Genomic DNA, 10213 nt, shown 5'->3' with positions numbered 1-10213 from the left:
ACGTATCTCAAATTGTAAAAAAACATAATCTATAAGCTTCATAAATCTCACACTACATAAACTCAGTCTGGGGATTCTTCATAGCATAAACTTTTCCCTGCCACTCAGCATTGAAGGAAAAGTTGCGCCTAAATCCGGTTCTGCCAAATTGAGCCGGAAAAGTTGTGCCACTTTCAACAGTAGCAATTACTTCTGCCTCAGTTGCACCTCGCTCAATCAATCGTGCTTGAGCATGGGGATGTAATCTAACGCTCACGTTGCTATTACCTCCTTTTTGCCTCTTTATTTTTGCACTAACTTAATTCACCACAGCCGCGCATAAGCATCAAAATAAAGGCATAAGTGTCCAACAACAACCTCATTCCATATACTCCTTAAACTCTTCTAAGCTGTTCTACATTTAAACTGTGTGTCAAAAATCAATAAAACTATTGTCGGACGGGCTTCTAGCCTGTCCCGATTTTCCAATTTAAATGCGTAACAGCTTAGCGGTTCGTCAAAATCATCGGACATCCAAACCATTCCTTTAGCACTCCCAGCTTTGGATGGCCAGCGCTTCTTATTAGCTGGCGGTATTCCTACCAATTTTACAACAGGCTCGTTATCTTTACTAATCGCCAATTCTTCGCCTCTCATCGCCGCTGCGATTAATTCCCGAAGCTTTTCTTTGGCCTCAATAATGTCTACTTTATACATAACTTGTGCTTCCTTAATCTCAATCTACAACATCACCATTTTAACTCAATTAGATAAATCCTCTTCCTCCAAATCTACAGGCTGAAACTCTAAATCACCAGACTGCAACTGAGCCGGTGTAGCCGGAATCGCCGCAATTATTGCATCGATTACCTTCGCCACCGGAATAATCTCCATTCCTAACTCCGGCACCGGTTGATTCTTAGGAATAATCGCCCTTTTGAAACCCAATTTCGCAGCCTCCCTCAGCCGCAACTCTAATTGGGAAACCGGCCGCACCTGTCCCCCCAAACCAACTTCCCCAAGCAAAACAGTGCGTGCATCAACCACCCGATCGCGAAAACTGGCCACAACGGCGATCGCAACTGCCAAATCCGCCGCCGGTTCATCCACCTTCAACCCGCCCACCGTCGCCAAAATTACATCTAATTTAGATAAAGGAATCCCCACCCTTTTCTCCAAAACAGCTAAAATTTGCTGCAATCTAGCATTGTCCACACCAGTAGTAGTGCGGCGCGGCGAACCGAAACTTGCAGGGCTGACTAACGCCTGAATTTCCACTAAAATCGGTCGAGTTCCTTCGCAAGTAACAGTCGTCGAAGTACCCGGAGAAAATTCATCTCTATTCCCTAAAAATAACTCAGACGGATTATCTACTTCTCGCAAACCGTTGGCTACCATTTCAAAAACACCAATTTCGTGAGTAGCGCCAAAACGGTTTTTCATCGATCGCAAAAGTCGATGAGAAGCAAAGCGATCGCCCTCAAAATACAGTACAGTATCTACCAAATGTTCCAAAACCCTCGGCCCCGCCAAAGCTCCATCTTTCGTAACGTGACCGACAATAAATAAAGTAATATTTTCCCTTTTCGCAACCTGCATCAAAGCCGAAGTACATTCCCGCACCTGAGCCACCGAACCCGGAGCAGATGTTAAACTAGCAAAATAAATAGTTTGGATGCTGTCAATCACCGCCACATTCGGTTTCAGCGCTTCTAACTCCCGCAAAACAACTTCTAAATCCGTCTCTGGAAGCAAATAGAAATTCTCCGCTGAATTGTCCTCGGAATCCTTTTTAGCTTCCCCGTTACTGCCAGATTTATGCCCGCCGTTGCTTGACAAATCAACCGGATTAGCCACGCCCAAACGCTGCGATCGCAACTTCACCTGCTGGCCGGACTCCTCCGCACTCACATACAGTATCCGATCCTTGCGGGCCAACATATTCGCCACCTGCAACAGCAGCGTCGATTTCCCGATTCCCGGTTCCCCCCCAATCAACACCAGCGATCCCGGCACAATCCCGCCTCCCAAAACTCGATCGAGCTCCCCGTAACCAGAAGGCCAGCGAGACTGAGTTTGGTCGGAAATCTGCGATAATCTGAAAGAGACCCTTGGTTGACCCTTCGACTTATCAGGGGGCGAACCGCCCACTGTCTTAGTTGTCACCCCAGTTAAACCAGCCCGCGGCACACCAGCAGTAGGTTGCTCTAACTGCTCGTCAAAAGAATCCCACTTCTGACAGCTAGGACATCTGCCAAAATATTGTGGTGAATCATAGCCGCATTCCCGACAAATATATTGTATTCGAGGCTTAGGCATTGTTTTATGATAAATAGTCACCCTTAAAATTTGGAAAAGTCTGAGTTAAAGCAATTATCAAGCTTTCAGACCGATCGCCGCCCATGATTCAATTTGTGTCCTCTATGATAGGGTACAAAAAATTAACATTATCTGAAATGTAACTTAAGGAGTGCTCGGTAACTTGGAAAACCATAAAGAAAAAATTCTGGTAGTTGATGACGAAGCCAGTATCCGCCGCATTCTGGAGACTCGCCTTTCCATGATTGGCTACGATGTCGTCACCGCTGCTGACGGCGAAGAAGCTCTCGAAACATTCCGCAACACCGAACCCGACTTAGTGGTTTTGGACGTGATGATGCCGAAGCTAGACGGTTACGGCGTCTGTCAGGAGTTGCGTAAAGAGTCAGACGTACCCATCATCATGCTAACTGCTTTGGGAGACGTAGCCGATCGCATCACCGGTTTAGAATTGGGCGCCGACGATTACGTCGTCAAACCTTTCTCTCCCAAAGAACTCGAAGCCCGCATCCGTTCGGTACTGCGCCGGGTTGACAAAAACGGCGCATCGGGGATTCCCAGTTCCGGAGTCATCCACGTCACCAATATCAGGATTGACACCAACAAGCGCCAAGTTTACAAAGGCGACGAACGAATTCGGCTCACGGGCATGGAATTCAGCCTGTTAGAACTGCTTGTCAGCCGTTCTGGAGAGCCTTTTTCGCGATCGGAAATTTTGCAGGAAGTCTGGGGCTACACGCCAGAACGCCACGTAGACACCCGCGTAGTTGACGTTCACATCTCGCGGCTGAGGGCAAAGTTGGAAGACGACCCCAGCAATCCCGAATTAATTCTCACCGCCCGCGGCACCGGCTATCTCTTCCAGCGAATTGTCGAAATTGGAGAAGTAGGGTAAATTTGGTCAGTAGTCAGTAGTCAGTTGGCAGTTGGCAGTAGGTGAAGTACCAACTACCAATGACTAATGACTAATGACTAATGACTAATGACTAATGACTAATGACTACTGACTAATGACAAAATCCGATCCAAATAGAGTTTTGCGGCAATTGCCCTTAGTTGCAGGAGGGTTAGCAGGTACGCTGCTAATGGTAAACCGGTTGCTGACAGAGCAAATTACAGATTCTCAAGCTCGATCGGACGCTTTGGGAGTAATTATCAGCGCTCTGCTGATTTTAACAGGTTTGCTGTGGCAACAGGTGCAAGCGCGATCGCCCGATTCCGTAAAACTTATCGGCGAAGAAGGTTTTGAATTTGCGCCGGATTTGCCGGATGCTGTCAAAATAGAATTAGCTTGGGCGTCGCGTTTGCTGTTGACAAATACCGCCACAAGGTCGATCGTGATTTTGTATCAAGGAAAAGTCCTATTGCGACGCGGCATTTTAGGCGTCAATTCAGAAGTCAAACCAGGGCCAATTTTGCAGCGAGTCTTTGACAAAAACAAGCCAATTTATTTAGTAAATCTCAATATTTATCCCGGCAAAATAGAATTTGACTATTTGCCAGAAAACACTCAAGGAGTCATCTGTCAGCCCATCGGCAATCAAGGCGTTTTAATTTTAGGTGCTAACGCGCCCCGCAGCTATACAAAACAAGATGAAAACTGGGTTGAAGGCATTGCCGAAAAACTAGAAAATACCCTCAGCCAGCATTTACAGCTTATTCCAGGTTTGTAGGGACACGGCTCTTGGAGTGTCCCTCCTGTGGACGGGGATAGATCGATCGCGCGGTGTCCTTCATAAACGTGGAATAAGCTGTAAATTCTTAATCCATTCTACAATCCACTGTAAAACTCAAAAGTGACACAAAAAACTGGCTGGCAAAATTGGACAATGTTGCTCGGTATCGGTGCTCTGGTGCTGGCAGTGTCGATTAGCATATCTGGGTTTTTAGGACAGGAACCAGCTAACTTGCAAGGCGATTTGAAAAGTGATGTGCCAATCGACAAGATCGCTGTTTTTTACTGGGCAGTGCTTTTTTACAACCATGCAGGCATACCGCTGACTGGCATAATTTTGCTGCTGGTGTTGATTCTCATGGTTGTTCCGCTTTGTGAACCAACGCAGAAGACAAAATCCTCTACTACCTGGGCTACAATTGGGTTGTCTGTGCTAGCTTTGGCGATCGCGGTGTCGAGTGTTTTTTCACAGTTATTTGTCAACTATGAGCACCTTACCAGTGCAGAATTTGACGATTACAGATACAACTTAGGCTTGAGAATAGCAATGGACAACGATAATTTTTATGTAATTGGCAAATGCGATCGCTTCGGTATCCGCTGTGATTGCTACGCGGTTAGTCCTTTAGACTATTTAGAGGATGCAGACTATTATTATAACAAAACATCGAGAACTCCCAGCCTTGAACGGGATGCTAAAACAAAAATTATTTATATTAAGACTAAAAGTCGGACTATTCCAATTTCAAAGTAGCGCGTTAAACTATACTTACTTGTTTTTAGTTATGTCCATATAGCTCGCTTGTAGCTGAGTCTCGCTCCCCCTAAATCTCCTTAATAAGGGGAGTAGGGGGTGACGAAAATGCTCTTGTCCCCCCCTTCGGAAGGGGGGGTAGGGGGGATCTAGGCACTAATCCTCACACAAAAGTCTGATACTACCTTGGACCTGGTTGTTGACACAAATGCATTACCCACCTTACATTTAACTGAAAACTAACAACTCAAAACTACTACCGAGCCCAGTCAGTACCGCGCCACAGTGTAAAAAACAAAACACTAGAAATCAGCGCGCCCAGCAGCCACTTAACAGCATTTTTAAATAACCCCAAGCGCTGACTTTGCTGAACAGCAGCACTTTGCGTCTGTAACCGTTCCTTAGCCGGAGTAATTCTCGAAAGAATTTGCTCTTTCAATTGCTGTGGGTTTTGCGTATCCGCTTGTACCCCCAAACGAGTAAGTTCCCCCGCCAAATTCCTTAAATCTTCAGGACTACCCTTATTGAGCCGATCTTCCACCTGCTGCAACTGAGCTAATTGTTGGTTTGCTTGAGTAGTAATTTGCTGGTTGTTTTGGTTGTTGACGTAGATAGTGCCAAAAATTCCCAAAGGCAGCATCAACAGAAAAACCAGACCTAGCAGCAGACAAACCCAAGACAAAACCTTCAAAAAAACTTCTTCCAAACCTCTGCGGTCGTACCCTTCGCCAAAAAATATCAGCGCCATTGCCAGTAAAGGAACGGGAACCCGTTCCACTACAGCCCCAATCGTTTGCAATTCCCAGAGGCGATTGCCAAAATTGGCTGGTATAAGAACTGCGATCGTATCTAATACAGACAAAATTAATAGACCGTAGCCAATCCAACGCAGTCTGTAGATAGAAAAACCTTGTTCGCCTTGTAAGTCATTCATAAAATAATCAGAGTTGTTGTTAAGAAAAATGTCTCTTGACCCCGCCCAAGAACGGATACAAGCCCCCGACAACAGTCGTGGAGAGTCAAAAATTTTAGACTCTTGTTCCAGCTTCCCGATTCACCTGTGGAGTAAATCTAAAAGCTAAAAGCTAAAAGCTAAAATCGACTGAATCGAGTCAAGGCTCGGGGAATCGCGGCTGCCACCACTCATACCAAGAAACCCAAGCATTCTCTAGAATTTTTTTGGCATCTTCTGGAGTTGTTTTATCCAAAGGCACAGACATCTGAGCCCACAAACAGCGCCGGTCTTGAATATTTCCCCTACCCAACAACCAAAACAGAATACGGTTTGGCTGCCAATCGCGAGTATTTCGATTATATCTAAACTGTTGGGAAGTTACTGTAGCACTGCCATTAGGATTGATACACGAACTCAAATACAGTCGATTTTGCTGTTGCAAAATTCCGTGAAACCCCGCGCCTTGAGTGTTTACTAATGCTAGTTTACCAGGATACGACTTGAGAATAGTATGTCCCTTCATCATACCTTCCACATCTCCAATGGTGTTTACCGCATACCGCATCTCTATTTCTAGAACCCTGCTATTTTTTTGATATTCATATTTCCTGGCAGCTTTGAATCCTGAATTGTCCCTAATTTCCAGAGGCACGCTCTTGTTTAGTTTCCAATCCGCTAAAGGCACCGACTCGGGAAACTCAAACGGGGTTGCCACATGCTGGCCGTCCGATGGATAGAAAACCAATTTTCCGGCAACCAACAAAACGCCTCCCAAAGTAACAGCCAACAGGGAAAGCCTAAGTGGTTTCCAAGAGGTAATAGCCATTAGCAATTCTGTCCTTCCTTATTTGGGGGTTGGTCTTTCAAAATTGCAAACCAGCAGAATAACCCGAAAATAAATACAGCAATCATCGAAAATATTACCGAACCATTTCCTTCGTGCCAGTATTTAAATGCTGCGGGTTGAGATAGCGATACCAGCACGGCGAGGAGACCAACTCGCGCGGCATTCACTACAAATGCAGTAATTATTGCCACGAATGGCAATACAATTTTCTGACCCGTAGTGGTAGGAAACATCAGTAAGAAAACCAGAGCTAGTCCTAACAATTGTAGCATCCCATTTACGCCGGAACAGCCGTGATATACTTCCACGCTGCCCTTTTCCAGGATGAGAACAACCCCTTTTCGCACCACTTCAAATCCTAGATAGTGGAGGAGGAAAGCTGAAAATTTTGCTGTTAATAGGGCGACATCAACGAATACTCCGATCAATCCTGGAGGAATAGCTGTATAGCCAAGAATTAGAAGTTCCTGCCAATATTGTTTCAGTCCTTTTGTGCCGGAAGCCAGCAATGCCAGACTAATTGCCGACAAAAAAGGCGTTGCTCTGATAAAAAAGTCGTATCCCGATATCGAGGAACTTTTGAGCAATATTAAAGCAATTAACGCTGTCCCAAAAAAGCTGGCGAAAATGCCGCTTTCAAAAGTTAAGGATTCGTGCCTTTCCCAAATGAGAAATGCTACGACTCCCCAAAACAGTAACATTGTACCGAACAGGTCAGTGTCGTTTGTTCTGGCAGTCAGAGTTAGGTGTATGGCAATCAAACCGGAGGCGATGCCTAACAGCCAGTATTTAGGTTCTTGGATGTGCTTGAGCGAGTTTATTTCGGTCATTGCTGCTTTTTGTTTTGACTAAAAGCTTCTAAAATGCTTAATCCTGTAACTCTATTAAAATTATCAGCTACAAACACTTAAATTTATGCGTTTGGGATGATTTTTCACTAAATCTTCACAAAAATTGACAAGAGTAAATATGTGTGATAAGTACCTTCACCCAATTAATTCTGAAGTTAGGAGCAAAGACCAAAGAAAACAGGTTTTTTAACTCTGATCGATCGCACGCAACTAAAAATTTTCCTTTCTCTAACCCGGTTTCTGCGCCACGAGTTTAAATGTCAAGCTTGAAGGCAAGACAGAAACCTTTCTGGACGCACTCTTGAGCTGGAAAACCAGTTTTTTACTGGATCGGGTTTGTGGTAGCCCGTGCGTCCAGGAGTAGATTAGTTAGAATAGACTTTCCGGTAGTAAGTTTGATATTCCTCCGAAAGCAGGGGTTCCCACCACTCCCGATGGGCTAAGTACCATTCTACAGTCTGTCGCAAACCTTCTTCCACTGTTACTGAGGGAGTCCAACCTAACTCTGTTTGAATTTTGGTGGCATCAATAGCATAACGCCGATCGTGCCCGGCTCTGTCTTTGACAAATGCGATCAATTGTTCGCAAGGACGGGCGGGTAAATCAGAAGCTAATTCGTCCATTAGCTGACACAGCATTTTTACTAAATCGAGATTTTTTACCTCGTTGTTGCCGCCAACATTGTAGGTTTCCCCAGGCTGACCACGGTGAATAACGGCATCTAAAGCGCGGCAGTGGTCGAGAACGTAGAGCCAATCTCGCACGTTTTGACCGTCGCCGTATACTGGCAGCGGTTTGCCCAATAACATATTGATGCACATTAATGGAATGAGCTTTTCTGGGAAGTGATAGGGGCCGTAATTGTTTGAACAGTTGGTGATAATTGTCGGGACGCCGTAGGTGTGGAAATAGGCGCGGGCGAGGTGGTCGCTGCCAGCTTTGGAGGCTGAGTAGGGACTGTTGGGCGAGTAGGCAGTTGTTTCTGTGAAGGCTGGGTCATCGGGGCCGAGACTGCCGTAAACTTCGTCGGTAGAAACGTGGAGGAAGCGCATTTGTGCTTTGAGAGATGCCTCATCAATTGCTTCAAAATGCTTGCGGAAGGCTTCTAACAGTGTAAAGGTTCCGACAACGTTTGTTTGAACAAAGGCTGCGGGCCCGATAATTGACCTGTCAACGTGGGATTCTGCGGCAAAGTGCGCGACTGTGGTGATGTTTTCTTCTTTGAGCAAGGTATCGACTAAGGTACGATCGCAAATATCCCCCTGCACAAACCGAAAATTTTCGCCTCCTTCCAAAGTAGCCAGGGTTTGTCGGTTTCCGGCGTAGGTTAAAGCGTCGAGTACGACTACTCGATCGCCCGGATAGCTGCTGCACCAGTGATGCACAAAATTCGAGCCGATAAATCCAGCCCCGCCCGTCACCAACAATCGGCGATGGGATCGCTCAATGCCTTGATTCGCGTTGTCTGTCATAAAAATAAGAGTTATTCCAATAACTAAGCCTTTACAAAAGTAGCCTTAAAAGTAGTTTGTCACCAAGTGTTTGCCGCTCTGTAATTAAAATTTCTACTGTCTCACCTCAGATTTTCTAATGTGGGCGCGATCGAACTCTTGGATCACCTGACTGGAAATTCTACCCCTATCTTAGTCCAAACGCTTACATATCAAGCATTGCATATTTTTAAGTGGGCAATTTTAAATTTGAATTGGGTGAGGCTATAGTTGACATTTGCGATCGAGCCGCGATATGGGCGGCGCGCTGAGTTGATAGATTTGTAAAGAGCTGTTACCATTAATTTTTTAATTATCCTTTACAATCTGCAGAACGCCATGAAGAAGTTTCAAGTGTTAGCTGGCATTGCTTCCGTCCTCGCGATCGCAAGCAGCATCGCCATAGGTGACGCCGCATCTGCTTTCCCCTGTTCCTACAGCAAATCTGGCACGGCTAAATCTGGTTCTGCGACAACGATCCTAGGTTCCGGCGGCTCGGAGCGCATTAATCCGTGGAAATCATACAAAACAGCAGCTCTCGGTTTCCTAGGTTTGGCTGGAGTTTTGGGTGGCGGTGCGGCCTACATGAGCTACCGTGCCGGCAAGCGCGCTTCTGCTGCTTGCGCTGCGATGACCGATAATTTTGAAGTTTTTGAAGAGCCGGCTCCGATCGCAGATGCAGGTGTTTGTGGACACATGGAAGTTCCTGCCTTGCTCGATTTGGCGTCGGCGGGTGCTGTAGCTGAGTCAGCAGATGCGGTTTTGGTCGTTCGCGAACACCCAGAAGCTCCAGGCGGCGAGCTGGATTTGCCTGTTTCGCCAGTTGCTGAGTTGAGTTCTGAAATTGCGATCGAACAAGTCCAAAGCGCGAGCCTCAAATAGTTATCTCAAACCAAAGTATTCGCTTAGCGCACCTCCAATCTTGCAAGATTGGAGGTTTTTTGAGTTTAAATTATCTACCCTACAATTTCTTGTCATTGCGTTTCCGGTTGCAGGGGAATGATAAAGTCAAGGTCGCGCAATTCCACATTCCCCCACTCCCCACTCCCCATCCTGTATGAGTGTTACCGGAATTGATATCACTGCGATCGCGAAGCACTGCAAACAATAGACAGATGAATCGAGCGCACACAATATCATATTCCGGCTCAGCAAACGAGCGCTGAATTAATATCAATTAAAAAAACTCTTGCTACCATCATCAATCTCATACCAACCCACACTCCGCACTTCAATAACACTACATAGTATAGTACATTGCTAGGTCCGAATGAATAAGTAAAAATACTTAGGAAATTTGAGGTCAAAAAGTGAGACAATCAAAAAAAGTCAAAAATATTATA

General features: G+C 45.6%; 11 protein-coding genes. 4 read left to right on the top strand and 7 right to left on the bottom strand.

What is annotated here, in order from left to right; translation table 11 throughout:
* Positions 1–52: 52 nt before the first annotated feature.
* From QUA16_RS33845 to radA, 3 genes are all read right to left on the bottom strand, one after another.
* Positions 53–256, bottom strand: coding sequence for a hypothetical protein (locus QUA16_RS33845; RefSeq protein ID WP_333108878.1), 204 nt, complete (start codon positions 254–256; stop codon positions 53–55).
* A 128-nt stretch (positions 257–384) separates the two neighbouring features.
* On the bottom strand, positions 385–696 hold the full coding sequence (locus QUA16_RS33840) for a type II toxin-antitoxin system prevent-host-death family antitoxin (RefSeq protein WP_333108877.1): 312 nt from the start codon (positions 694–696) through the stop codon (positions 385–387).
* A gap of 45 nt (positions 697–741) precedes the next feature.
* Entirely contained in the window at positions 742–2298 is a 1557-nt protein-coding gene (gene radA / locus QUA16_RS33835) for a DNA repair protein RadA (protein WP_333108875.1), read from the bottom strand.
* A gap of 163 nt (positions 2299–2461) precedes the next feature.
* Between radA and rpaB the strand changes: the two genes are divergently transcribed.
* The 3 genes from rpaB (at position 2462) to QUA16_RS33820 (ending at position 4727) form a co-directional block, all read left to right on the top strand.
* Entirely contained in the window at positions 2462–3193 is a 732-nt protein-coding gene (rpaB, locus tag QUA16_RS33830; protein WP_071587789.1) for a response regulator transcription factor RpaB, read from the top strand.
* 115 nt (positions 3194–3308) lie between these two features.
* Positions 3309–3971 carry a cofactor assembly of complex C subunit B gene (locus tag QUA16_RS33825; RefSeq protein WP_333108873.1) on the top strand — a complete coding sequence of 221 codons (663 nt, stop codon included), beginning with the start codon at positions 3309–3311 and terminating at the stop codon, positions 3969–3971.
* Positions 3972–4094: 123 nt separating this feature from the next.
* A complete protein-coding gene (locus QUA16_RS33820) occupies positions 4095–4727 on the top strand; it encodes a hypothetical protein (RefSeq protein WP_333108869.1) in 633 nt (210 codons plus the stop codon).
* Between the two features lie 256 nt (positions 4728–4983).
* Here QUA16_RS33820 and hpsJ-A read toward each other — a convergent pair whose 3' ends face one another.
* From hpsJ-A to rfbB, 4 genes are all read right to left on the bottom strand, one after another.
* Entirely contained in the window at positions 4984–5661 is a 678-nt protein-coding gene (gene hpsJ-A, locus QUA16_RS33815; RefSeq protein ID WP_333108867.1) for an HpsJ-like protein, cyanoexosortase A-associated, read from the bottom strand.
* 178 nt (positions 5662–5839) lie between these two features.
* Positions 5840–6508, bottom strand: a complete 669-nt coding sequence (locus QUA16_RS33810; protein ID WP_333108864.1) for a cyanoexosortase A system-associated protein — start codon at positions 6506–6508, stop codon at positions 5840–5842.
* A complete protein-coding gene (gene crtA / locus QUA16_RS33805; RefSeq protein ID WP_333108862.1) occupies positions 6508–7359 on the bottom strand; it encodes a cyanoexosortase A in 852 nt (283 codons plus the stop codon). Before crtA ends, QUA16_RS33810 begins: the two co-directional genes overlap by 1 nt.
* Before the next feature lie 386 nt (positions 7360–7745).
* Complete coding sequence (rfbB, locus tag QUA16_RS33800) at positions 7746–8852, bottom strand: dTDP-glucose 4,6-dehydratase (RefSeq protein WP_333108860.1); 1107 nt, start codon at positions 8850–8852, stop codon at positions 7746–7748.
* A gap of 357 nt (positions 8853–9209) precedes the next feature.
* Between rfbB and QUA16_RS33795 the strand changes: the two genes are divergently transcribed.
* A complete protein-coding gene (locus tag QUA16_RS33795; RefSeq protein ID WP_333108858.1) occupies positions 9210–9752 on the top strand; it encodes a hypothetical protein in 543 nt (180 codons plus the stop codon).
* The last annotated feature ends 461 nt before the right edge of the window (positions 9753–10213 follow it).

The sequence above is a fragment of the Microcoleus sp. S13_C3 genome (assembly GCF_036700905.1).
GTDB lineage: Bacteria > Cyanobacteriota > Cyanobacteriia > Cyanobacteriales > Microcoleaceae > Microcoleus.
Note: the sequence above shows the minus strand (reverse complement) of the source record. Positions and strands in the feature narration are given on the sequence as shown.

What these genes read in the sequence shown, in the direction of transcription:
- QUA16_RS33840 (WP_333108877.1), bottom strand. Translation starts at nt 696, where the DNA reads ATGTATAAAGTAGACATTATTGAGGCCAAAGAAAAGCTTCGGGAATTA.
- radA (WP_333108875.1), bottom strand. Translation starts at nt 2,298, where the DNA reads ATGCCTAAGCCTCGAATACAATATATTTGTCGGGAATGCGGCTATGAT.
- QUA16_RS33825 (WP_333108873.1), top strand. Translation starts at nt 3,309, where the DNA reads ATGACAAAATCCGATCCAAATAGAGTTTTGCGGCAATTGCCCTTAGTT.
- hpsJ-A (WP_333108867.1), bottom strand. Translation starts at nt 5,661, where the DNA reads ATGAATGACTTACAAGGCGAACAAGGTTTTTCTATCTACAGACTGCGT.
- QUA16_RS33810 (WP_333108864.1), bottom strand. Translation starts at nt 6,508, where the DNA reads ATGGCTATTACCTCTTGGAAACCACTTAGGCTTTCCCTGTTGGCTGTT.
- crtA (WP_333108862.1), bottom strand. Translation starts at nt 7,359, where the DNA reads ATGACCGAAATAAACTCGCTCAAGCACATCCAAGAACCTAAATACTGG.
- rfbB (WP_333108860.1), bottom strand. Translation starts at nt 8,852, where the DNA reads ATGACAGACAACGCGAATCAAGGCATTGAGCGATCCCATCGCCGATTG.
- QUA16_RS33795 (WP_333108858.1), top strand. Translation starts at nt 9,210, where the DNA reads ATGAAGAAGTTTCAAGTGTTAGCTGGCATTGCTTCCGTCCTCGCGATC.